We start from the raw sequence: 23074 nt of genomic DNA, 5'->3' as shown, positions 1-23074 counted from the left end.
GGGCCCCTCGGCCGGTCGGCCCGTCGGGCCTGATCAGCTGAGGGGTCCGAGGCCGGAGCGGGGACGGGAAGCCCCCGGTCCGGCGCCGTTTCCGGGGGTTGGGGTGGCGCCGGACCGGGGGAGTCGCGGGGGCGTGGCGGCTCAGGCGGCGGCGGGCGCGGCCTCGGGGGTGCCGCCCGGGGCCGGGCTGCCGCCGGGGGCGGGGCGCTCGGCGTCGGTGCCGGGGGAGTGGTCGGCGCCGTGTCCGTCGACCAGCGTCAGCTCGTCGAACGGCACCTCGCCGGCCAGCACCCGGTGGGCCCGCTCGGTGTCGAGCTCGCCGGTCCAGTGCCCGATCAGCACGGTCGCGACGGCGTTGCCCGCGAAGTTGGTGAGCGCGCGGGCCTCGGACATGAAGCGGTCGATGCCGACGATCAGGCCGACCCCGTCCACCAGTGCCGGCTTGTGCGACTGCAGTCCGCCCGCGAGGGTGGCCAGGCCGGCGCCGGTGACCCCGGCCGCGCCCTTGCTCGCGATCACCATGAACACCAGCAGCGAGAGCTGCTCGCCGATCGACATCGGCTTGTCCATCGCCTCGGAGATGAAGATCGACGCCATGGTCAGGTAGATCGCGGTGCCGTCGAGGTTGAAGCTGTAGCCGGTCGGCACGGTGATGCCGACGACCGGCCGGCTGACGCCCAGGTGCTCCATCTTGGCGATCAGGCGGGGCAGGGCGCTCTCGGAGGAGGAGGTCGAGAGGATCAGCAGGAACTCGCGGCCGAGGTACTTCAGCAGCGCGAACACGTTGATCCCGGCGACCAGGCGCAGCAGGGTGCCCAGCACCACGACGACGAACAGCGCGCAGGTCAGGTAGAAGCCGACCATGATGACCGCGAGGCTCTTCAGCGCGGCCGTGCCGGTGGCCCCGACCACGGCCGCCATGGCTCCGAAGGCGCCGATCGGCGCGACCCACATGATCATCGCCATGACGCGGAAGACCAGCTTCTGCACGTGCTCGATCCCGCGCAGCACCGGGGCGCCGGCCGTTCCCATGGCCTGCAGGGCGAAGCCGGTGAGCAGGGCGACCAGCAGGGTCTGCAGGACCTTGCCCTGGGTGAGGGCCGAGAACATGGTGTCGGGGATCATCCCGAGCAGGAAGTCGGTGGTCGACTGGGCGCCGCCGGCCGCCGCCTGGGCGTGGCCGGACTTGGCGAGCGCGGCGGTGAGGTGCAGGCCGCCGCCGGGCTCCAGCAGGTTGCCGACGACCAGGCCGATGGCCAGCGCGACGGTCGACATCGCGAGGAAGTAGCCGAGGGCCAGTCCGCCGACCTTGCCGACCTTCGCGGCCTTGGTCACCGAGCCGATGCCCAGCACGATGGTGCAGAAGATCACCGGGCTGATCATCATCTTGATCAGGTTGACGAAGCCGGTGCCGACCGGCTTGAGCTCCACGGCGAAGCCGGGAGCGGCCAGACCGACCACCACGCCCGCGATCACCGCGGCGATCACGGCGAGGTAGAGGTAATGGGTCCGGTCCTTGCGTCTGGGTCCCCCCGCCGTCGCGGCTCCAGTGATCGACATCTGCGGCTCCTTCGCCCTGCAGTCCTGGCGGCCCCGGGTGGTGGGCCGCTCCGACTATGGGGCCCGGGAGTGACGGAGGTCACGTTTGCGTTCATAGAGTTCACGGTCGGTGCACCCGGGCCGGTGGCGCCGGTGGTGGTGCACACTGGCTGGCATGTCCGAGCGCACCGCCCCCACCGCCGCGCGCCGCCGCCTCGCCTCGCTCCGCCCGTCCGGTCCGGCCCGGCTGGGTCGCCCGGCCGGTCTGGCCTGGCTGGGTCGCCCGGCCGGTCTGGCCTGGCTGGGTCGCCCGGCGCGGCTCGGTCGCCCGGCCGGTCTGGCCCGGCTGGTCCGCCGCCTGCCCGGCTGCCGGGACCGGCGGCTGGTACGCAGTCTGGCCGGGCAGCTGTTCGTCGTCCAGGTGGTGATCGTCGCCGCCGTGGTCGCGGGCGGTGCGGTGCTCGCGTACCTGTTCACCGCCGACCGGAACGAGGACGCGGCCCGCCGGGAGGTCACCGCGGTCGCGCAAGCCGTCGCAGGATCGCCGTCCGTCCGGGCCGCCGTGGCCGGACCGGACCCGACCGCGGCGCTCCAGCCGTACGTCGAGCAGGTCCGCGCGGACACCGGGGTCTCCTTCATCACCGTCATGGACACCGACGGCGTGCGCTGGACCCACCCGCTGCCCGAGCAGATCGGCAAGCGCTACCTCGGGCACATCGACTGGGCGCTGGCCGGGCAGACCCGCAGCGAGACGTACACCGGCACGCTCGGTCCGTCCGTCCGGGTGGTCGCGCCGGTGTGGGACGACCGGCACCGGGTGGTGGCGCTGGTCAGCGTGGGCCGTACGGTCGAGTCGATCTCCGCGCAGCTGAGCGGACCGCTGATGGCCCTGGTCGGGGTGGCGGTGGCCGCGCTCGCGATCGGCGGCGTCGGCACCTACCTCGCCAACTCCCGGCTGCGGCGGCACACTCACGGCATGGGACCGGACGAGCTCAGCCACCTCTACGAGTACCACCAGGCCACCTTGCATTCGGTGCGCGAGGGGCTGGTCCTGCTCGACCGCTCGCACCGGGTCGTGCTGTGCAACGACGCCGCCCGCGAACTGCTCGGCCTGGCGGGCGAGGTGGACGGCCGCCCGGTGGCGGGGCTGGGCCTGCCCGAGGCGCTGGTGGCGGCCGTGCTGGGCGAGGAGCCGGTCCGGGACGAGGTGCACCTGACGGCGGAGCGGGTCGTGGTCCTCAACACCTCCACCATCGGCACCGGACTCGGCCGGGTGGTGACCCTCCGCGACCACACCGAACTGCAGGCGCTCAGCGGCGAGTTGGACTCGGTGCGCGGCTTCACCGAAGCACTCGGCGCCCAGGCGCACGAGGCCGCCAACCGACTGCACGCGGTCGTCTCGCTGATCGAACTCGGCCGCCACGAACAGGCGGTGGAGTTCGCCACCGCCGAGCTCGAACTCGCCCAGCAGCTCACCGACCGGGTGGTCGCGGCGGTCAGCGAGCCGGTGCTGGCCGCCCTGCTGCTCGGCAAGGCCGCCCAGGCCGCCGAGCGCGGCGTGGAGTTGACCCTCACCGAGGACAGCCGGATCGACGACGGGGTGCTCCCGCCCGGCCTCTCCGCGCGGGACCTGATCACCGTGCTCGGCAACCTGATCGACAACGCCGTGGACGCCGCCATCGCCGGGGCCGGGCAGAACCCGGTCCCGCCGGAGGTCACCGTCACGGCCCGGATCGACGGCGCCGGCGGGTCGCGTGACGGTGGCGAGGGCGTGGCGGGCGCGGCGGGCGTGGCGGGCGCGGCGGGTGCGGCGGACACGGCGGAGCCGCCCGGGGACTGCCTGCTGCTGCGGGTCGCCGACACCGGCGCGGGCATCGACCCCGCGGCCGTCGAGGACGTGTTCCGGCGCGGCTGGAGCACCAAGCAGGACGGCCGCGGGCACGGCCTCGGGCTGGCGCTGGTCGCCCAGGCCGCCCGGCGCAACGGCGGCACCGTCGAGGTCGGCCGGGAGCGGGGCGCGGTGCTCACGGTCCGGCTCCCGCTCGCCGGACGGCCCGCGACGGCGGGCGGGCAGCGGCCGCTGTCGGACGGGCACGAGCCGGACGGCCGTGAGCCGGGTGGGCGCGAGTCGGACGGCCGTGAGCCGGGGCGCCGTGCGCCGGAGGGGCGCAAGCACGACGGGCATGAGTCGGACGGTCGTGAGCCGGACGGGCGTGCGCGGGAAGGGGTGCCGGCGTGACCCCGCGCGGCGGTTCCGGTCCGCCGGGGATCTCCGTCCTGGTCGTCGAGGACGACCCGGTGGCGGCCGCGGCGCACACCCTGTACGTGGAGCGCGAACCCGGCTTCCACGCCGCCGGTACGGTCCACAGCTGCGCCGAGGCGCTGCGTTTCCTGGAGCGGGCCCGGGCGGCCGGCACCCCCGTCGACCTGACCCTGCTCGACCTCTACCTGCCGGACGGCCACGGGCTCCAGCTCTGCCGCACGCTGCGCGCCGCCGGCCACACCACCGACGTCATCGCGGTGACCTCGGCCCGCGACCTCGCCATGGTCCGGCAGGCGGTCTCGGCGGGCGTCGTGCAGTACCTGCTGAAGCCGTTCAGCGCCGCCGCCCTGCACGACCGCCTGGAGCGCTACGCCCGGTACCGGCACAGCCTCGGGCGCACCGGCGAGGCGACCGGCCAGGACGAGGTCGACCAGGCGTTCGCCCTGCTGCGCACCCCCGAGCGCAGCACCCTGCCCAAGGGGCTGAGCGCGCCCACCCTGGACACCGTCGCCGCGGTGCTCCGCGAGGCCGCGACCGGGCTGTCGGCGGCGGCCGCGGGCGTCGCGGCCGGGGTCTCGCGGATCACCGCGCGGCGCTACCTGGAGCACCTGGTGGACACGGGGCGGGCGGTGCGGGAGCCGCAGTACGGGAGTGTCGGGCGGCCGGAGCTCTGCTACCGGTGGAAGGCGGGCCGCGACCGGTCCGAGGGTTGACCGTTCGCTGCGGCCTCCCGATGAGGCCTTCCGGCGTGACCTTCCGGCGTGGCGGTCGTTGGAGTTCCCGGGGCCGGGTATCCGGACGCGGGGGCGGGGACGGAACTGGCGGAGGTTCACTCGCGCGGGTGGTTCTGGGTGCCCCGGCTGCATTCTGCCAGCTCAGGGGCAGTAAAGTTAGGCTAACCTAACTTCTCCTGGGGGTTTGTCGTGTCGCTCGCAGCCGTACCCGTTCAGGCCGCCTCCGGAGCCACGGCCCCGGCCGCCGGTGAGGCCATCCTGCGTCGCCAGCGCGTCCGCGAGTCCGCCGCCAGGACGTACGCCCGCTCCTTCCCGATCGTCCCGGTGCGCGCCAACGGCATGACCGTCGAGGGCGCGGACGGGCGGCGCTACCTCGACTGCCTCTCCGGCGCCGGCACCCTCGCCCTCGGCCACAACCACCCCGTCGTGCTGGAGGCCATCCGCCGCACCCTCGACAGCGGCGCCCCGCTGCACCTGCTCGACCTCGCCACCGCCGAGAAGGACGACTTCACCAGCGCGCTGTTCGAGAGCCTGCCCGCCGAGTTCGCCGGCCGCGCCCGGATCCACTTCTGCGGCCCGGCCGGGACGGACGCGGTCGAGGCCGCGCTCAAGCTGACCCAGACCGCCACCGGCCGCTCCGGCGCGCTCGCCTTCACCGGCGCCTACCACGGCATGACCGCCGGCGCCCTCGCGCTCACCGGCAGCGTCGCGGTCAAGGAACCGCTGCCGAGCGGTGGCGAGGTCGTCCGGCTGCCCTACCCGTACGGCTACCGCTGCCCGTTCGGGGTCGGCGGTGAGGCGGGCGCCGAGCTCTCCGTGACGTACGTCGAGCGGCTGCTGGACGACCCGTCGGGCGGGGTGGTGCCGCCCGCCGCGATGATCCTGGAGGCCGTCCAGGGCGAGGGCGGCGTCGTCCCCGCGCCCGACCGCTGGCTGCGCGAGATGCGCCGGATCACGGCCGAACGCGGCATCCCGCTGATCGTCGACGAGGTGCAGACCGGAGTCGGACGCACCGGCGCCATGTGGGCGGTCGAGCACAGCGGCATCGTCCCGGACGCCATGGTGCTCTCCAAGGCCATCGGCGGCAGCCTGCCGCTCGCCGTCGTCGTCTACCGCGAGGACTACGACGGCTGGCGGCCCGGCGCCCACACCGGAACCTTCCGCGGCAACACCCTCGCCATGGCGGCCGGGGCCGCGACGCTCCGGTACGTCGCCGCGCACGGGCTGGCCGAGCGGGCCGCCCTCGTCGGCGACCGGATGACGGCCCGGCTGCGCGAACTCGCGGACGAACTGCCGGTGATCGGCGACGTGCGCGGCCGGGGGCTGATGATCGGCGTCGAGCTGGTCGACCCGACGGCCGAGGCCGACGCCTGCGGGGCCCGTCCGGCGGACCCGGCGCTCGCCGTCCGGGTGCGGGAGGCGTGCCTGGCGCGCGGGCTGATCGTCGAGCTGGGCGGGCGCCACGACGCGGTCCTGCGGCTGCTCCCGCCGCTCACCATCACGGACGAGCAGGTGGCGGCGGTGCTGGAACGGCTGGCCGAGGCGATCGCGGCCGCGGCCGCCGGTGGTGCCGGGGTCGGTGCCGGCGGTGCCGGCGGTGCCGGTGGTGCCCGTGGTGCCGGCGCCGGTTCCGGTGGTGCCGGGGCTGGTTCGGGCGGCGTGGGCGGCTCGGGGCAGGGGGAGCGGTGAGCGGGCTCGGCCCCGGGCCGTTCGGGCTGCCGGACGGCGAGGCCGCGACGGACGCCCTGGCCGGCGGCGCGGCCGGGCCCGGCGCGCTCGGACCGCTGCTCGCCACCGTCCTCGACGCCATGGAAGCGGGCACCGCGATGCGTTCGGGCCCGCTGCCGGCGGGCAGTCCGGCCGAGATCACCGCCCTGGTCGGCGACGCGATGGCCGCCGCCCACGGCCGCGGCGCGCTCGCCCGGCTCACCGAACTGCTCGCGTACGGCGCCGCCGACCCCGCCGACCCGGCCTGCGCCGCCCACCTGCACTGCCCGCCGCTCGCCGTCGCCGCCGCGGCCGACCTCGCCGTGAGCGCCCTCAACCCCTCGCAGGACTCCTGGGACCAGGCCCCCGCGGCCACGGCCCTGGAAACCGCGCTGCTCGCCGAACTCGCCGGACTCGTCGGCTACGACCCGGCGCGCTCCACCGGCGTCCTCACCTCGGGCGGCACCGAGTCCAACCTCATGGGGCTCATGCTGGCGCGCGACCAGAAGCTCGACGGCATCGTGGAGTTGGACGGGATCCCGGCAGGCGTCCGGCCGTGCGTCCTCGCCTCCGAAGCCGCGCACTTCTCCGTCCAGCGCGCCGCCGCGCTCCTCGGGCTCGGCGAACGGGCCGTCGTCCCCGTCCCGGTCGACCGCCGGCTCCGCATGCGGGAGGAGGCGCTGGAACGGGCCCTGGCCGAGGCCAGCTGGGCGGGCCGCACCCCGATCGCCGTGGTCGCCACTGCCGGCACCACCGACACCGGGGCCGTCGACCCGCTGCACGCCGCCGCCGACCTCGCCGGCCGCTACGACGCCTGGCTGCACGTCGACGCCGCGTACGGCGGCGGCGCCCTGCTCTCCGACCGGCTCGCCCCCCTGCTCGACGGCATCGCCCGCGCCGACTCGGTCTCCCTCGACTGGCACAAACTCGGCTGGCAGCCGGCCGCCGCCGGGGTCTTCCTGGTCCGCCGCGCCGAAACCTACGTCTCGCTCGCCCGCCGCGCCGAGTACCTCAACCCGGTCGACGACGAGCAGGCCGGCTACCCCAGCCTGCTCGGCCGCTCCCTGCGCACCACCCGCCGTGCCGACGCCTTCAAACTCGCCGTCACCCTGCGCACCCTCGGCCGCGACGGCCTCGGCCGCCTCGTCGACACCTGCCACGACCTCGCCCGCGCCGCCGCCGACGCCGTCCGCGCCGAACCCTCCCTCGAACTCCACGCCGACCCCGTCCTCACCGTCCTCCTCTTCCGCTACCGCCCGCCGGGCGTGACCGACGGGGTGGCGCTGGACGAGATGAACGGGCGGCTGCGGCGGTTGCTGCTGCGCAGCGGCCGGGCGGTGGTGGGGCGTACGGAACTTCCGGGCGAGGGGCCGGGGCGGGTGCGGCTGAAGCTGACGCTGCTCAACCCGCACACGACGGTGGGGGAGGTGGGCACGCTGCTGCGCGAGGTGGTGGGGGCCGGCCGCAAGGTGGCGGGCGAGCACGCGGGGTAGCGACCGCTCCAGGTCTCAGCTCAGTGGCCAGGGCCAGGGCCAGGGCCAGGGCCAGGGCCAGCGGTCGGGGTCCCATGGTCGGGGCGCCACACGGTTCGTGTGGCGCCCTTTTCCTGCCTCCAAATCAGAATCCTTTTACCGGTGTGGTGTTGGAGGAATCGACACTGGCGTGGGAGGCTGTTCGGGGGATATCGGACCGCTCCCCGACAAGCTCCGTGGACATAGCTTCGCGAGGGTGTACAGGCTGATTCCGGCCGCCCGGTGATCACATTCCGCCAACTCCCGGGCAGGGCTTGCGGAGTTCCCGAAGAGCGGCGGTAACTTCATGTGGCCGCAGCCCCACCATGCGCACACGGCACCCCGAGGAAGGCCGCCTGACCAGGCCCATGTCGCCCGTACGCGGTCATCGCGCCCCGGCATCCGGACGAACTCCGCCTGCCCGCCGTGCATTTCTGTGAATCCCGGTCGTTCCACGCGAACACCGTCCTGTGACCATGCTGCGAAGCGGAGGAAAGGCATGCGCGAAACCGTCCCGGACGACGAGCCGATAACCACCCCGACGGGCCCGTTCGAGGCCCTCCCGTACTCCCGTCGGTGCCGGGAGATATGGCAGCGGGGCGAGCACCTGCTGATCGGCGTCAGCCCGGGGAACAGCTATTTCAGTCATCGCCGGATCACCGAACTCATCGGGTGGGGGCTGGAGTTCTTCGAGCGCGTCGACATCGTGTACGCCGACCTCCATGTCGCGACCCAGTACGAGACCTTCGGGTACACCCCCGAGCACGCGCAGCGGCGGGCCGCCAAGGAGGTCAAGGCCACCGCCCGCCGGATCGAGCGGGGCGTGGAAGGGGCCGGTCGCCGCAGCGGCGTAGGGGTGCACGCCCTGTCCGAGTTCACCGCCGCCGACGCCTACCGGCGGCTGCACCGCCGGGCCGTCGACGGGCTGCGGACCGACCCCGCGTACCGGGCCGCCGCCGAGGGCATGGCGCGCGGCTTCCTGGCCGCCCGCCTGGACGAGGGGCTGGCGCCGAACGAGCCGCAACTCGCCGCCGGACTGCGCTACATCACGGCCGAGCTGCCGTTCTTCCTGGACACCCCGGCGCTGCTCGGGGTGGCGTCCTCGGTCAGCTGCTACCACCTGCAACTGCCGCTCACCCCGGTCCTGTTCGGGCGGGACGAGGGGATCCGGGCGGAGGCGGGCCAGGCCTACGCGGTGATCCGGCCGGCGGGCGGTCCCGCGGTGCCGACCGACGTGCTCGCGGTGCCGGCGGACGTGCTCGCGGTGCCGGCAGCCGTCGTGGCTGAGCCCGTCGTGGCCGCGCCGGTGGCGGCCGCCCCGGTCGGGGTCGGTCCCGTCCGGGCGGCGTAGCCGACCCCCCTTCCCGTCCGCGGGCCTCCCGCGGTCTCACACGAGGAGCCACACATGACGCAACTGTTGACGACCGACCCGACCTTCCCGCTGTCCCGGCGGGGCGACGTGTTCCCCGAGGAGGCCGGCCGGCTGCGCGAGCAGCGGCCGGTCGCCCGGGTCCGCACCATGACCGGCGACCCCGCCTGGCTGGTCAGCAGCCACCGACTCGCCAAGCAGGTACTGGAGGACGAGCGGTTCAGCCTCAAGGACACCGCCAACCCCGGCGTGCCGCGCCAGTACGCGCTGACCATCCCGCCGGAGGTGGTCGACAACATGGGCAACATCAACAGCGCCGGGCTGCGCAGTGCCGTCATGAAGACGCTCGCCCCGCGCGCCGACCGGGAGCTCGACGGCTGGCTGCACGCCGAAGCCCACCGCCTGATCGACGAGTTGGAGGCGCAGGGCGCGCCCGGTGAACTGCGCGACGGCTTCACCGAGCCCTACTCGGCCGCGCTGCACTGCCGACTGCTCGGCATCCCCTCCGAGGACTGGCGGCGGCTGATGTCCGGCATCGACGTGGCCTTCCTGACCAGCCCGGTGCCCTTCGAGGGGTCAACGCCCAACTGGTACAAGGATCTCGGCTACATGCTCGGAAAGCTCAACGCCGATCCGGAGCCGGTGGAGGGGCTGCTCGGACGGTTCGCCGCGCTGCGCCGCTCCCCGGACGTCCCGGACCGGGTGAGCGACGAACTGCTCGCCACCGTCGCCCTGTCGCTGTTCGGCGCGGGAGCGGTGTCCACCTCGGCGTTCCTGCTGAACGCCGTCGTCTACCTGTGCGAGCAGCCCGAGCTCGCCGAGCGGTTGCGGCGGGAGCCCGCGCTGATCGGCCGCGCGGTGGACGAACTGCTGCGGGTCAACCTGTCGATCGGCGACGCGCTGCCACGGCTCGCGCTCGCGGACGTCCAGGTGGGCGATGTGCTGGTCCGGGAGGGCGAGTTGGTGCTCGTCCTGGTCGAGGGAGCCAACTACGACCCGGCGGTCTTCCCGCACCCGGAACGGATCGACTTCGACCGGACGGAGAACCCGCACCTCGCCTTCGGGGCCGGCCGCCACTTCTGCCCGGCCTCCGCGCTCGGCCGTACGCATGCCGAGATCGCCGTCACCGCGCTGGTCGAGCGAATGCCGAAGCTCCGGCTCGCTCTGCCCGTCGAGCAGTTGGCCTGGCGGCCGGGGTTCATCAAGCGCATGCCGGAGCGGCTGCCGGTGGTGTGGTGACGGAGTGCTCCCCGCGGAGCCGTGACGGGGGTGCCTCCGGCGGCTCCAGCGGCTCCGGCGGCCGGGTGCCGTCAGGCGCCCAGGAGGACCTTGCGGGTCAGCTCCCAGGTGTGGGGGTCGGCGGCGACCAGGAGGCCGTCCTCGCAGCCGGGGGCCTCGGGGCGGTAGGGGGTGCCGTCCAGGCGGGCGGACACGCCGCCGGCCTCGGTGACCAGGAGGGACCCGGGGGCGTGGTCCCAGGGGAGGGTGCGCCAGTAGAGGAGGAAGTCGAAGCGGCCCTCGACGAGGTCCGGGTACTCGATCCCGGCGGCGTGCCGGCCGGGGGAGACCTCGCCGAAGGCCCCGACGTTGGCCTGCAGGAGGCGCTGGTGCTCGGGGTCCAGGAAGCGGCTCTTCACCGAGCCGTGCAGCTCGGCGGCCTCCTGGGGTGCCGGCGGGCGGGTGAGACGCTCTCCGTCGCGCCAGGCGCCGGAGCCCAGCTCGGCGCTGTACGCGGTGGCGGTCTCGGGCTGCCAGATCCAGGAGGCCACCGTCCGGCCGCTGCGGACGAGGGAGCACATCACGGCGTACTCGGGGCGGCCGGCGACGAAGTTGGCCGTGCCGTCGACCGGGTCGACCAGCCAGGCGGCGGGCTCGTCGTGCAGGGCCCGGGCGAGCGAGGGGTCGGCGGAGACGGCCTCCTCGCCGACCACGGGGACGGGCAGCAGCTCGTGCAGGCGGCGGGCGATGATGGCCTCGGCCTCGCGGTCGGCGACGGTCACGACCTCGCCGGGCGCCTTCTCCATCACCTCGCCGGCGGCCAGCGCCCGGAAGCGCGGCTCGACGACCTCGGCCGACGCCTCGGCGAGTATCTCCGCCACCTTGTCCATCAGCACGTTCGTGCTCCCTTCGCTGTGTACCACTCTCCCACGAGTGAAGGGAGGGGGCTGCGGCGGAAGGGGGTGCGAACAGCTAACAGCCGACAGACTTCAGACAACGGATGACGGCGAACAGATGACAGATGACAGATGACAGATTTCGAAATCTGTCATCTGTCATCTGTTATCTGTTCGCCGTTGCCCGTCGCTCGTCGCGTGTCGCCTGTCAGTGGCCCAGGTAGTGGAACCCCGGACGCGGGTGCATCAGGAACTCGTGGTGCGAGATGTTCCACCCGTACGCGCCCGCCATGGCGAACAGCACGCGGTCCGCCGTGCGCAGGCCCGCCGCGTCGTCGGCCGCGCGGGCGAGGACGTCCTTCGGGGTGCAGAGCTGCCCGGCCAGGGTGGCGCGCCCGGTGGTGACGGCGGGGCGCGGCCACGGGTGCGGCCAGGCGTCCACCGGGAGCACCTCGAAGGGCTGGGAGTGCCCCCGGGTCGCCGGGGTGCGCAGGTGGTGGGTGCCCCCGCGGACCACCGCGAAGTCCTCGCCGTGGCTCTGCTTCACGTCCAGCACCTCGGTCGCGTACCAGCCGCAGTAGGCGGTCAGCGCCCGGCCCGGCTCGATCCGCAGCGTGAGTCCGGGGTGGGCGTCGAGCAGCTTGGCCAGGCCCTCGCCGAAGGCCGTCCAGTCGAAGCGCGCCGCCGGGTCCTCGTAGTCCACGGCCATCCCGCCGCCGATGTTGACCTCGGTCAGCGGGAAGCCGTGCCGCTCGGCGAGCGCCGCCGACCAGGCGACGATCTGGGTCGCCACCGACAGCTGCTCCTCGGCCGCGAGCCCGCTGGCCAGGTGGGCGTGCACGCCGCGCAGGCGCAGCCGCCGCGCGAGCGGGCCGCCGTCGGTGAGCAGCCGGACGCACTCCTCGGCTTGCTCGGGGTCCAGGCCGAACGGCGTCGGCCGTCCGCCCATGGCGAGCGGCACCGCGTCGAGGGCGTCCGTGCCGACCGCCAGGTTGACCCGCAGCATGACGTCCACGACCGCCTCCGGCCGGTCCTCGAGGGCGGCGGCGAGCCGGTGCAGCTCCTGCTCGCTCTCGACGTGCCAGCGGTGCACCCCGGCCGCCACCGCGGCGGCGATCTCGGCCGGGGTCTTGCCCGGCCCGCCGAAGGCCAGCGGAGCGTCCGGCACGGCGGCCCGTACGTGCGCCAACTCGCCGCCGCTGGAGACCTCGTAGCCGTCCACCGCGTCGCGCAGCGCGGCGAGCAGCGGGGCCTCCGGGTTGGCCTTGGCGGCGTAGTACAGCTCGACCCGGTCGGGCAGCGCGGCCCGGACGGCGGCGGCGTGCTCGCGCAGCGCGGCCAGGTCGTAGACGTAGGCGGGCAGTTCCTCGGGCGTGAGGGCGGCGACGTGGTCGCGGACGGAAGCGGCCGCCCGGGCGGGGCCGGTGGTGCGGTGGGTCTCGGTCATCGGGCGGTGCTCCCGGCGGGAAGGCGTACGGGCGTACGGGCGGGCGTACGGGCGGGCATGCGGGCGGCTTCGGCGAGGACGGAGCCGGCCAGCGGGGAGGGCAGCCGGACGTACCCGGCGTCGCGGTCGGCCTTGCGCTCCCAGCGGGTCAGCAGGTTGGCCTTGGCAGGCAGCGGGACGCCGGCGAGCAGGGCGCGCAGCCGGGGCGGGCAGCCGTGGTCGGCGGCGTACTCCTCCAGGGTGTCCCGGACGGTCTGCCAGAGCGCGCACTCCAGCCCGGGGTGGCGGTCGGCGAGCGCGGCGAGCAGTTCGGAGACGTGGTTGACCAGCAGGCAGTAGACCACCCGGTCCCAGCCGCGCTCGGCGTCGTACGTCATCGGGCCGGCCACCTCGGGCGGGAGGGCGTCGAGGATGTCGGCGTTGTGCTCGGGGACGAGCTTGGTGCCCTCGAGGTCGCGGAAGAGCACCTGGACGGGGTGGCCGGTGGCGTCGACGCCGATGAGGACGTTCTGCAGGTGCGGCTCCAGCACCACGCCGTGGTCGAAGTAGGCGGCCAGGACCGGCGGGAGGAGCAGGCGCAGGTAGGCGCGCCACCAGTCGCGCGCGTCCGAACCGCCGTCCAGCAGCCGGGAGATGTGCGCCGAGCTGGTCGGGTGCTCGTCGGCGACGGCGGCGGCGAGCAGCGGGGTGACGCCGGGGCGCAGCACGCCGCCGAAGCCTTCGCGGACGATCAGGCCGAAGCCCTCGTACAGCGCCCGGTCGGGGTGGCCGTCGGTGCCGGGCAGGGCCAGGGTGCGGAAGGCCGGTTCGCGCAGCATCGCCGCGTCGGGGAAGTGCCGGGCGAGCTCGGCGAAGGCCGGGGCGAGCAGCCGGGTGAGCGCGACGGCGCCGGTGAGCTCGTAGGCGGCGTTCTTGCGCAGGCAGTTGGTGATGCGGACGTTGAGGCTGAACTTCAGGAAGGCGTCGGCGCCGTACAGGGTGCGCACCGAGGCGGTGGCGGCGAACGGTTCGCCGCGCGGGCCGAGGTCGAGGACGTCGCCCCGGGCCATGGCCTCGCGCAACAGCGGGTGGTCGCCGATGAGTTGGTACTGCCAGGGGTGAACGGGCAGCAGCCGGTAGCCGTCCGGCACCTCGCCGAGACCGTCCAGCAGGGCGCTGATGCTCCCGTCCAGAGACTCCCCGGCGAGCAGTTCGGCGCGGACGGCGAAGTGGCGCAGCGGGAAGGCGGCGCGGGACTCCGGGGCGTACCGGCGCCAGTCGCCCCGGGCGGCGGAGCGGGACTTGGGGGCCGGGTGGAAGCGGTGGCCGAACAGCAGGGCCTGCTCGGACTCCAGGTAGCGGTCGGCACCGGAGGACGGTCGCCGGTCAAGGCCCTGGCGGACGCCGTCGTGGCTGGAGGCCACCTGGTCGAGGAACTCCTCGTTGACCGTGCCGGTCCGCAGCTCCAGTTCGTCCTGGACGTACTCGGCCAGCTCCTGCCAGCCCAACTCGTCCCATCCGCCGTCCCGTTCGACCTGCACCGGTCCGCTGAAGCGGTGCGCCCCGAGCAGTGAGGTGCGGCGGAGGACGACCCGCAGCAGGGCGCCGCGGCGGGGCAGGCGCAGCAGCAGCCGGCCGTCGTCGGCGGCGGTCTGGTGCTCGGGTGCGGAGACCTCGCGCAGCAGGCAGTTCAGCAGGGTGTGGGCCACCGCGTCGTCGGCGGTGGGGAGTTCGTGGTCCACGGCTTCACGGGTGTCCGTCGTACGGGCCGTCTGCTCGGCGGTCATCGGCTCGGCGGTCATCTGCTCGGCGGTCATCGGCGACTCCAGCGCTGGCGGAGGGACGGGAGGTTGAGTGCGGTGGCCGCGACGGCGGCCAGCAGGGCGGCGGCGGTGCCGGCCACCACGGGAGCGGCGGCGCCGAATCGCCCGTTGGCCAGCGCGGCGACGGCGCCGGCGGCGACGGCGCCACCCTTGGAGACGAGTTCGAGGGTGCCGAACATCCGGCCCGGCGCGCGGCCCTTGGCGGCTCCGGCGGCGAGCACGGCGAGGCAGACGAGGCCCAGCGTGAGCCCGGCCCCGAGCAGCAGCCGTACCGCGATGAACACGGGCAGCGAGTACGCCACGGCGTGTCCGGCCAGGCCGAGCGCGACGAAGCCGAACCCGAGGGCTAGGCCGGTGTGCGGACGGGAGTCGAAGACGGTGTGGGTGCGGGCGGCGAACACCAGGTAGCACAGGTGCGGCAGGGCGAACAGCACGCCGGTGGTGGTGCCGTCCACGCCGGGCAGGCGCTGCTCGGCGAGGGCGATGAGGTACGGGAAGGAGATCACCGTCGCGAAGACGAAGGCGAATTCGAAGACGTAGAGCGTCAGGAGCGGCGTCGTCGCGGCCGGCGCGGGCGCCGGTCCGGCGGCGGCCTCCGGGGCCTCCGGGCACTGCGGCTCGGGCAGCAGCGAGAGGAACACCGCCGCCGTGAGCGGGAGTACGGCCATCACCAGGTACTGGCGGTGCGGGTCGATCCACGGGGAGAGCGCCCCGACCAGGATCGGTGCGGCCACCAGGGCCGCCCGTGCGCTGCCCTGCATCAGGGTGAGCGCGCGGGAGAGCCGGGAGCCGTCGAGCGCGGCGGCCAGATAGCCGTTGGTGGCGGCGAAGGTGCCGCCGAGGAAGCCCTGGAGGACCAGCGCGAGGGTGAACGCGGGCAGGCTGTTCGCCGCTCCGGCCACCAGGAAGGAGACGGTGAGCCCGAGTTGGGCGCGCAGCAGCAGCCGCTTGCGGCCGAAGCGGTCGGCCAGCCGGCCCCACAGCGGCGCGCCGAGTGCGCTGAACACCGTCGGGACGATGTACAGCACACCGGCCCACCGGGCCTGCGGGTCGCCGAGCGTGGGCAGGATCGCCGTCAGGTACGGCGGCAGGCCGAGCGCGGCGAAGGACGCGACGAAGTAGCAGGCCGCGACGGCGTGCACCTGGCGTCGGCCGAGTCCACCGGAGGGCGCGGCCGAGGGCGGCGACTGCTGCGGCAGGGTCTCCACGCTCATCGGGCGGTCCCGTCGGTGCGGACGGTGCCGGCTTCGGCGCGGGCGGTGCTGCCTTGGGCGGTCCCGTCGGCGCTTCGTGCGGGGTCCCGGACGGAGTCGCGCAGGTAGTTGGGGCCGCTGGTGTAGTGCTTGTTGATGTCTGCGGCGCCCGAGCGCTGCTTGCTGAGCAGCGTTCCCGCGGTGACCATGGCCTTGACCGGCAGGCGTTCGGCGTCCAGCAGCGCCGCCCGCAGCGGCTCGCCGACCGGGCCGAGCCGTTCCACGGCCTCCGCCGTCCGCTTGCGCAACAGGGCGAGGGTGTCCGGGAGTTCGGCGCGGCCGTGGTCGGCGAGGCCGAAGGCGAGCGCGCCGGTGCACAGGTGGCCGGTGATGGTGGCGAACAGGTCGACGAGCGCCCCGTCGTCCTCGCCGAAGATCCGGGCGTCGTCGAAGTCCTCGACGGCCGGGGCGAGTTCGCCGAGCGTCGAGGCCATCCGGGCGGTGTGCACGCGCGGGCCGTCGTCGTCCTTGTAGAGCAGCCGCAGGCCGTCCCGGTCGAGCACCAGCGAGGTGTTCTGCTGGTGGGACTCCAGGGCGATGCCGTAGCCGAACAGCGTGGCCTGCCAGTCCAGCAGCAGTTCCAGCAGGGCGTCGTAGCAGGCCAGGACGTCACCGCCGTGGTGACGGTCGGCGAGGTGGTCGATGACCAGGCGGCCGTCGGGCGCGGGGGCCAGCAGGGCGGCCAGCGGGACGGTCGTCGCCCGCTCCAGCCCGGCCGGGTAGCGGCGCAGCAGGACGGCCAGCAGCTCGTGTCCGGCGTGCGCCCAGGTCTGCTCGTCGGCGTGCAGGATCCGGCCGGCGAACCGCGGCTCGCGCTCCAGCACGGCCTCGATCAGCCGCTGGCCGGCCGCGCCGTCGAGCAGCGTGCCGGGCTTGATGGTGCGGCGGTTGAGCCGGCCCAGGGTGGCGGTGGCGAGCGGGAGTTTGAGGTGGCAGGCCGGGTCGTCGGCGACGGCGACGGTGCGCATCGACAGGGTCGGGACGACGGTCAGGTACGGCCGGTCGGCGAGCACCGCGCGACCGGTCAGGCCGGCCGCGGCCAGCGCCTCGTCCAGCGGTGCGCCGACGGTGAGCGGGTGGACCGGCAGGGTGGCCCAGTCCTCGCCCGGGCACTGGTCGCCGAGGCCGAGCCAGGCCGGGGTGGGCCACCAGCTGGGCAGCGGCTGCTCGCCGTGGACGGTCAGCGACCCGGTCGGCACGGCCAGCCAGCGCAGCTCGAAGGCCGGGTGGAACTCGGGTGCGTAGGAGCGAAGTTGGGCCTCGCTGAGGCCGGAGCGGCCGCGCGCGGTCGGGTAGACCGGGTGGTCGAGGTAGGCGGCCAGGGTGTCGTGGCCGAGGGCGGCGGCGAGGCCGGTCCAGTCGGACGGGTCGGCGCCGTAGAGGTCGGTCAGCCGGTCGTGCACCCCGGCGCGGGCGCGCTCGTGCAGCTCCATGGTGGCGAGGGTCTGCCGGCACTCCTCGGCGAAGGCCGACCAGCCCGGCCGGTCCTCGGCCTCGGCGAGCTCGGCCAGGGCCGCCACGACGGTGTCCGGGCCGGTGAGGCGGCGCCCGTCGAGCTCCAGCAGCGGCAGCCGGGCGGCGTACTCGCACTGGAAGCCCTCGGGGGCCACCGGAAGGGCGAGCCGCAGCTCGGCGACGGTCAGCCAGGGGCCGTCCGGACGGTCCTCGACGGCGCCGCGGGTGCGCAGCCCGAGGACGTCCTCGCGCAGCAGGGCGGAGAGCACCCGCAGGGTGAGCTGGTCGGCGGCGGTCGCGGGGCTCGGGGTGCGGGCCTCGGCAAGAGTCTCGGTGGGGGCCACGGTACGGGCCTCGGCGGGGGCCGCGGTGGCGGGCTGGGCCGCGGTGTTCGCGGGCAGGGCTCCGGCGGTCACGGGGTGATCTCCCAGCGGTTGGCGGCGAGGAAGCGGGCGACGGCGCCGTCCACCGCGTCCTGGTCGGTGCCGACGGCCCAGATGACGCCCAGGTAGTCGCGGTTGGTGCGGTAGTGCTCGTGGCGTTCGCCGACCGGGCGCAGCGGGCGGTAGGCGAGCCGTACGCCGTCGCGCTCCTCGTCGTACGGGCCGGGGGCGGCGGTGAGGACGCCGGCGCGGTCGGCGCAGACCACCTCGTTGCGGGCCCGGCGGGGGGTGGCGGCGCAGCGTTCGGCCAGGTCGGCGGGAAGCTCGCGGCCCAGGTGGACGCCGAGGATGAGCTCGAACAGGGGTATGCCGAGGATCTCGGCGAGCATCAGGTCGCACTGGTCGCCGATGGCGCGGTAGTTGACCTCGATGATGCGGGCGCGGCCGTCCGGCTGGAGGACGAACTCGGTGTGGCAGGCGCCGAACCCGACACCGAGCGCGTCGAGTTGGGCGAGCACCTGGTCGACCACCGGTTGCGGGTGCGCCGGGACGAAGGTGAGCACCTCCTCGATGAAGTCCGGCGGCGGGGAGAGCCGGGTGCGGAAGCCGCCGAGGACGTGCCGGCGGCGGCCGTCGCCGAGCGTCTCCAGGGTGTACAGCTGTCCGTCCAGGAACTCCTCCACCACCAGGGTGGCGCCGGCCCTGCGGTGCTGGATCTCCTTGCAGCGCTGGGCGAGTTCGGTGGCGTCGGCGACCAGGGTGACGTCCTCGCTGGCCACTCCCTCGCGCGGCTTGACCACGCAGGGGAACGGCGGGTCCAGCTCGGCCGGGTCCTGTCCGGGGGCCAACTCGGCGGACCAGACGGTGTCCTGGCCGGTCAGCGCGAGGTGGCGGCGCAGCTGGCCCTTGTCCTTGGCGCGCAGTGCGGCCTTCCAGTCCTTGGCCGGGAGGCCGAAGTACTCGGCGGCCAGGGCGGTCTGGGTCTGCAGGTGGTCGCTGTTGCTGAACACCGCGACGGGCGCGTGGTCGCCGGAGTCCAGGCCGCGGCGGGATATCAGGCTGATGACGGCGCGGAAGTCGCGCACGTCGCAGTCCAGGACCTCGGGCGCGGTGAAGGGGAGCGCGGCGTAGGCCTGCCGGTGGGGCTCGGCGTGGTCGGTGAGCACGGTGACGTCGAGCCCGAGCCGGGCGGCCGCGGGCAGGAAGCCGTCGGTGACCGAGTCGGTGGGGTTCAGGGCGAGCAGGTAGAGCCGCATGGAAGGTCCTCGGAGGGATGGCGGAGGAGGGTGGGCGAACGGATGACAGCCGGCAGGTGACAGGTGACAGGTGACAGGTGACAGGTGACAACCGACAGCCGACAGATGACAGCTGACAACTTTCGAAATCTGTTATCTGAAATCTGAAAGCTGTCATCCGTTCGCCCGCGTTCACGGGACGACTACTTGGGCGCGTCCACGCCGGTGGCCTTGGCGATGTCGACGAGCATCGCGTCGGCGGCCTGGACGCCGATGCCGGACATCCAGGTCTCGTCCGGGACGTTGAACACCTTGCCGTTCTTGACGGCGTTCAGGCCCTGCCAGACCGGGGTCTGCTGGACCTCGTTCTCCTTGGTCTTGCTCGGGTCGTCCGCGGTGGTGACGAACACCAGGTCGGCGTCGGCCTGGGTGATCTGCTCGGCGCTGACCTCGACGATGTTCTGGTCCACGTCCTGCGAGGCCGGGCGGGCCAGGCCGACGTCCTTGAGCACCACACCGCTGTAGGAGGACTTGGCGTACAGGCGGGTCGGGCCGGCCACGAAGCGGACCACCGAGGCGGTCGGCATGGTGCCGTTGTACTTGGCCTTGATCTCCTCGCCGAGCTTCTTCGCCCGCGCCTCGTAGTCCGAGAGCGCCTTCTTCGCCTCGTCCTCCTTGCCGAGCGCCTGGGCGTACAGCGCCAGGTTGTCCTTCCAGGGGAACCCGGTGGTCTCGGCCAGCACGGTCGGGGCGATCGCGTTCAGCTGGGAGTACACCTTGGCGTGCCGGACCTTGGAGGACAGGATCAGGTCGGGCTTGAGGGAGGCGATCAGCTCGAGGTTCGGCTCGTTCATCGGGCCGACGTCCTTGGTGTCCTTGATCTTGTCCTTGAGGTAGTTCGGGAACCCGCCCTCGGTCTTCATGTGCGGGGACACCGCGCCGACCGGCGTGATGCCGAGCAGGGTGACGTCGTCCAGCTCGCCGCTGTCCAGGACGACGACGCGCTTGGGCTGGCTCTTGAGCTCGGCGGTGCCGGCGGCGTGCTTGACGCTGCGCGGGAACCCGGCGGCGGCGCCGGCCGGGGCGGAGGACGCGGAGTCGCCGCCGGACTTGGCACCGTCCCCGTTGCTGCCGCAGGCGGCGAGCAGGGTGGTCGAGAGGGCGACGGCCAGGACGGCGACGGGGAGTCGGCGGTTCATCGGGATTCCTTGGATCGGGTCGAACGGGGGTACGGGAAAGAGGAGTTCAGAGGGCTGCGGGAGCGGCGGAGGCAGTGGCACCGGATCCGGCTGAGCCGTCGGAGGCATCGGCGCCAGTGGAGGCATCGGAGCCGGCGGCGCCGCGGGAGCCGCGCACCCGTGCCCGCGGCACGACCAGCGGCGTCCCGGTCTCCGGGTCGGGCACGACCCGGCACGGCACCTGGAAGACGGTCTCCACCAGCTCGGCCGTCAGCACCTCCGACGGCGGCCCGGCGGCCGCGAGCCGGCCGTCCTTGAGCACCACCAGGTGGTCGGCGTACCGGGCGGCCTGCCCGAGGTCGTGCAGCACCATGACGACGGTGCGCCCGGCCTCCGTGTGCAGGTCGGCGACCAGGTCGAGCACGTCGAGCTGGTGGCGCAGGTCCAGGAAGGTGGTGGGCTCGTCGAGGAGCAGCAGGTCGGTCTCCTGGGCGAGGGCGAGCGCGATCCAGACGCGCTGGCGCTGTCCTCCGGAGAGCCGGTCGACCTGCCGGTCGCGCAGTTCGGCGGTGCCGGTGCGCTCCAGCGCCTCCTCGACGGCGGCCTGGTCGGCCTTGGACCACGGGCTGAGCATCCGCTGGTGCGGGTAGCGGCCGAGTCGGACCAGGGCCTCGACGGTGACCGCCTCCGGCGTGACCGGCTGCTGCGGCAGCAGGCCCATCCGCTTGGCGAGGGTCCGGGCCGGCATCCGGTGGATGTCGGCGCCGTCCAGGGTGACGGTGCCGGCGGCCGGGTCGAGCAGCCGGACGAGCCCGCGCAGCAGGGTCGACTTGCCGCAGGCGTTGGGGCCGACGATCGCGGTGACGGCGTTGCCGGGCAGTTCGAGGTCGAGCCCGTCGACGATGGTCCGGTCGCCGTAGCGCAGGCCGAGGCCCCGGGTGGCGAGCCGGTTCGCGCCCCCGGTTTCGGCCGCGGTCACCGCGGACCCGTCGGCGGGGCGGGCGTCGGGCCCCGCGGCGGCGCTCGGGGCGGCGCTCGGGGCGGAGGTCTTGGCGGACGACATCAGCTGCTCCTCTGGGGAAGCCGGCCCTGGCGGATCATCAGCACCAGGAGCCAGGGCGCGCCGAGGGTGGCGGTGACGGCACCGACCGGCAGACCGTGGACGGGGATCACGTGGAGCACCAGGAGGTCGGCGGAGAGCAGCAGCACGGCGCCGGTGAGCGCGGTGAGGCCGAGGGTGCCGAGGGTGGGCGGTCCGGCGAGCAGCCGGACCAGGTGCGGGACGGCGAGCGCGACGAAGGCGACCGGCCCGGTGAGGGCGGCGGCCAGCGAGGCGAGGGTGATGGTGAGCAGCAGCAGCCAGAGCCGGTCGCGGGCCGGGTTGAGGCCCAGGCCGCCGGCCGAGTCCTCGCCGAGGTCGAGGACGGAGACCCGCCGCTGGCAGAGCAGTACGGCGATGGCGGTGAGCGCGATGGCGGTGCCGCCGATCCACACCTCGGTCCAGTTGCGGCCGTAGAGCGACCCGGTGGTCCACTGCAGCGCGGAGGAGGCCAGCTCGGCCGGGAACCGGACGATCATCAGGTTCACGGCGGCGGCCAGGCCCTGCTGCACCGCCAGGCCGACCAGCACCAGCCGGGTGACGGCCATCTTGGAGCGCCAGGCGAAGCCGCCGAGCAGCAGCGCCGCGAGCAGCCCGCCGCCGACGGCGGCCACCGGGATCAGCTGCTGGGAGGCGCCGCCGGCGAGCATCAGCACCGCGCCGAAGGAGGCGCCGCCGGTGATGCCGATCGTGTCGGGGGCGGCCAGCGGGTTGCGGAACAGCCGCTGCAGCATCGAACCGGCCATCGCCAGTCCGGCGCCCGCGATCAGTGCCGAGACCACGCGGGGCGCGCGGAACTGCTGCACCACCAGGACGTTGCCGGGCTCGCCCTGGCCGACGAGGGCGCGCAGCGCGTCCCAGACGGGGATGTCGACCTGGCCGGTGCCGAGCGCGACGCCGGTCAGCACCACCAGCAGGGCGGCGGCGACCAGGGACCAGAGGGCGGTACGGGTGCGGCGGCGGGTGAGGGCCCGGGCGGGGAGGGTGAGCGCGGTCACTTGGCCACCTTCCGGGCCAGCACCGCGAGCAGCGGCGCGCCGAGGAAGGCGGTCACGATGCCGACCTCGATCTCGGACGGGCGGACCACCAGCCGGCCGAGCACGTCGGCGGTGAGCAGCAGCAGCGGACCGGCGATCAGGCAGCCGGGCAGCAGCCAGCGGTGGTCGTTGCCGAGCAGCGGGCGGACCAGGTGCGGAGCGGCCAGTCCGATGAACGCCACCGGTCCGGCGACGGCCACCGCGCCGCCCGCGAGCAGGACGACGGCGAGCCCGCCGACCACCCGGATCCGGGCCACCGGCACGCCCAGCGCCTGCGCGGTCTCGTCGCCGAGCGCCAGCGCGTTGAGCGCGGGCGAGACGGCGAAGGCGCCGACCAGGCCGAGCACGAGGAAGGGCAGGACGGGGGTGAGGGTGTCCAGGTGCCGCCCGGCGATCGAGCCGGCCAGCCAGAACCGGGCCTCGTCGAGGGTGCGGTGACTGGCCAGCATCAGCGCGGAGGTCCAGGAGGTGAGCACCACGGTGAGCACGGTGCCGCCGAGCGCCAGCCGGACCGGGTCCAGGTCCCCGCCGCGCCGGGACATCGCGTACGCGGCGAAGGCGGCGACGGCCGCTCCGGCGAAGGCGAACCAGACGTACTCGATGGTGCGGGAGAGGTCCAGGGTGTAGATCGCGGCGACCACGGCGAGGCTCGCGCCCGCGTTGATGCCGAGGGTGACCGGGGAGGCCAGCGGGTTGCGGGTGACGCCCTGGGCGACCGCCCCGGCGACGCCGAGCGCGGCCCCGACGGCGAGCCCGATGAGCGTGCGCGGGACCCGAAGGCCCGTCACCACATCGGCGTCACCGCCGTGGGCGGCGCCGGTGAGGGCGTCGACGACGGTGGTCAGCGGGATGGGCCGGGAGCCCAGCGCAAGGCTCAGGGCCGCGCACAGCACGAGCGCGCACGCGCCGACGACCAGCAGCAGGGGCCGCCGGAGCATCGAGGCGCGA

At 74.4% G+C, this 23074-nt stretch carries 17 protein-coding genes; 6 read left to right on the top strand and 11 right to left on the bottom strand.

Translation table 11 applies throughout. The annotated features are described in order from the left end of the window. Positions 1 to 141: 141 nt before the first annotated feature. Entirely contained in the window at positions 142 to 1560 is a 1419-nt protein-coding gene (locus tag IE332_RS04785) for a cation:dicarboxylate symporter family transporter (RefSeq protein WP_189913810.1), read from the bottom strand. 154 nt (positions 1561 to 1714) lie between these two features. On the opposite strand from IE332_RS04785, the gene IE332_RS04780 reads away from it, so the two are divergent. The 6 genes from IE332_RS04780 to IE332_RS04755 all read left to right on the top strand — a co-directional run bounded on the left by IE332_RS04780 (position 1715) and on the right by IE332_RS04755 (position 10362). After that, on the top strand, positions 1715 to 3778 hold the full coding sequence (locus tag IE332_RS04780) for a sensor histidine kinase (RefSeq protein WP_229928300.1): 2064 nt from the start codon (positions 1715 to 1717) through the stop codon (positions 3776 to 3778). Then, entirely contained in the window at positions 3775 to 4515 is a 741-nt protein-coding gene (locus IE332_RS04775; protein ID WP_189913809.1) for a response regulator, read from the top strand. The genes IE332_RS04780 and IE332_RS04775 overlap by 4 nt, the downstream gene beginning before the upstream one ends. Before the next feature lie 210 nt (positions 4516 to 4725). After that, the gene (locus IE332_RS04770; RefSeq protein ID WP_189913808.1) at positions 4726 to 6225 is read left to right on the top strand and encodes a diaminobutyrate--2-oxoglutarate transaminase; all 1500 of its coding nucleotides are present in this window, start codon (positions 4726 to 4728) and stop codon (positions 6223 to 6225) included. Then, positions 6222 to 7736 (top strand): pyridoxal phosphate-dependent decarboxylase family protein, encoded by a 1515-nt coding sequence (locus tag IE332_RS04765; protein WP_229928299.1) that lies wholly within the window; start codon positions 6222 to 6224, stop codon positions 7734 to 7736. The genes IE332_RS04770 and IE332_RS04765 overlap by 4 nt, the downstream gene beginning before the upstream one ends. 517 nt (positions 7737 to 8253) lie before the next feature. Next, a complete protein-coding gene (locus tag IE332_RS04760; RefSeq protein WP_189913807.1) occupies positions 8254 to 9105 on the top strand; it encodes a tRNA-dependent cyclodipeptide synthase in 852 nt (283 codons plus the stop codon). A 54-nt stretch (positions 9106 to 9159) separates the two neighbouring features. Further along, positions 9160 to 10362 (top strand): cytochrome P450, encoded by a 1203-nt coding sequence (locus IE332_RS04755; RefSeq protein ID WP_189913806.1) that lies wholly within the window; start codon positions 9160 to 9162, stop codon positions 10360 to 10362. Between the two features lie 71 nt (positions 10363 to 10433). On the opposite strand, the gene IE332_RS04750 is transcribed toward IE332_RS04755, so the two are convergent. The 10 genes from IE332_RS04750 to IE332_RS04705 form a co-directional block, all read right to left on the bottom strand. Then, positions 10434 to 11231, bottom strand: coding sequence for an inositol monophosphatase family protein (locus tag IE332_RS04750; RefSeq protein WP_189914093.1), 798 nt, complete (start codon positions 11229 to 11231; stop codon positions 10434 to 10436). A gap of 214 nt (positions 11232 to 11445) precedes the next feature. Continuing rightward, positions 11446 to 12684, bottom strand: a complete 1239-nt coding sequence (locus IE332_RS04745) for a type III PLP-dependent enzyme (protein WP_189913805.1) — start codon at positions 12682 to 12684, stop codon at positions 11446 to 11448. Then, a complete protein-coding gene (locus tag IE332_RS04740) occupies positions 12681 to 14450 on the bottom strand; it encodes an IucA/IucC family protein (protein WP_189914092.1) in 1770 nt (589 codons plus the stop codon). The genes IE332_RS04745 and IE332_RS04740 overlap by 4 nt, the downstream gene beginning before the upstream one ends. A 26-nt stretch (positions 14451 to 14476) precedes the next feature. Then, positions 14477 to 15700 carry an MFS transporter gene (locus tag IE332_RS04735; protein WP_189913804.1) on the bottom strand — a complete coding sequence of 408 codons (1224 nt, stop codon included), beginning with the start codon at positions 15698 to 15700 and terminating at the stop codon, positions 14477 to 14479. After that, positions 15697 to 17538: an IucA/IucC family protein gene (locus IE332_RS04730; RefSeq protein WP_189914091.1), complete on the bottom strand. Its 1842-nt coding sequence runs from the start codon at positions 17536 to 17538 to the stop codon at positions 15697 to 15699. Before IE332_RS04730 ends, IE332_RS04735 begins: the two co-directional genes overlap by 4 nt. Positions 17539 to 17606: 68 nt before the next feature. After that, complete coding sequence (locus IE332_RS04725; protein ID WP_189913803.1) at positions 17607 to 18833, bottom strand: ATP-grasp domain-containing protein; 1227 nt, start codon at positions 18831 to 18833, stop codon at positions 17607 to 17609. A gap of 182 nt (positions 18834 to 19015) precedes the next feature. Further along, on the bottom strand, positions 19016 to 20011 hold the full coding sequence (locus tag IE332_RS04720; protein ID WP_189913802.1) for an ABC transporter substrate-binding protein: 996 nt from the start codon (positions 20009 to 20011) through the stop codon (positions 19016 to 19018). Positions 20012 to 20057: 46 nt separating this feature from the next. Continuing rightward, positions 20058 to 21053 (bottom strand): ABC transporter ATP-binding protein, encoded by a 996-nt coding sequence (locus IE332_RS04715; RefSeq protein WP_189913801.1) that lies wholly within the window; start codon positions 21051 to 21053, stop codon positions 20058 to 20060. Beyond that, on the bottom strand, positions 21053 to 22087 hold the full coding sequence (locus tag IE332_RS04710; RefSeq protein ID WP_189913800.1) for a FecCD family ABC transporter permease: 1035 nt from the start codon (positions 22085 to 22087) through the stop codon (positions 21053 to 21055). The genes IE332_RS04715 and IE332_RS04710 overlap by 1 nt, the downstream gene beginning before the upstream one ends. After that, positions 22084 to 23064 carry a FecCD family ABC transporter permease gene (locus IE332_RS04705; RefSeq protein WP_189913799.1) on the bottom strand — a complete coding sequence of 327 codons (981 nt, stop codon included), beginning with the start codon at positions 23062 to 23064 and terminating at the stop codon, positions 22084 to 22086. The genes IE332_RS04710 and IE332_RS04705 overlap by 4 nt, the downstream gene beginning before the upstream one ends. Positions 23065 to 23074: the final 10 nt, after the last annotated feature.

Origin of the sequence: Kitasatospora xanthocidica (assembly GCF_014656195.1) — a bacterium.
Classification (GTDB): domain Bacteria; phylum Actinomycetota; class Actinomycetes; order Streptomycetales; family Streptomycetaceae; genus Kitasatospora; species Kitasatospora xanthocidica.
This window is presented reverse-complemented; position numbering and strand designations above follow the sequence as displayed.

Coding starts and splice junctions, on each gene's coding strand:
- IE332_RS04785 (WP_189913810.1), bottom strand. CDS start 1,560: ATGTCGATCACTGGAGCCGCGACGGCGGGGGGACCCAGACGCAAGGAC.
- IE332_RS04780 (WP_229928300.1), top strand. CDS start 1,715: ATGTCCGAGCGCACCGCCCCCACCGCCGCGCGCCGCCGCCTCGCCTCG.
- IE332_RS04760 (WP_189913807.1), top strand. CDS start 8,254: ATGCGCGAAACCGTCCCGGACGACGAGCCGATAACCACCCCGACGGGC.
- IE332_RS04755 (WP_189913806.1), top strand. CDS start 9,160: ATGACGCAACTGTTGACGACCGACCCGACCTTCCCGCTGTCCCGGCGG.
- IE332_RS04750 (WP_189914093.1), bottom strand. CDS start 11,231: ATGGACAAGGTGGCGGAGATACTCGCCGAGGCGTCGGCCGAGGTCGTC.
- IE332_RS04745 (WP_189913805.1), bottom strand. CDS start 12,684: ATGACCGAGACCCACCGCACCACCGGCCCCGCCCGGGCGGCCGCTTCC.
- IE332_RS04740 (WP_189914092.1), bottom strand. CDS start 14,450: ATGACCGCCGAGCAGACGGCCCGTACGACGGACACCCGTGAAGCCGTG.
- IE332_RS04735 (WP_189913804.1), bottom strand. CDS start 15,700: ATGAGCGTGGAGACCCTGCCGCAGCAGTCGCCGCCCTCGGCCGCGCCC.
- IE332_RS04725 (WP_189913803.1), bottom strand. CDS start 18,833: ATGCGGCTCTACCTGCTCGCCCTGAACCCCACCGACTCGGTCACCGAC.
- IE332_RS04720 (WP_189913802.1), bottom strand. CDS start 20,011: ATGAACCGCCGACTCCCCGTCGCCGTCCTGGCCGTCGCCCTCTCGACC.
- IE332_RS04715 (WP_189913801.1), bottom strand. CDS start 21,053: ATGTCGTCCGCCAAGACCTCCGCCCCGAGCGCCGCCCCGAGCGCCGCC.
- IE332_RS04705 (WP_189913799.1), bottom strand. CDS start 23,064: ATGCTCCGGCGGCCCCTGCTGCTGGTCGTCGGCGCGTGCGCGCTCGTG.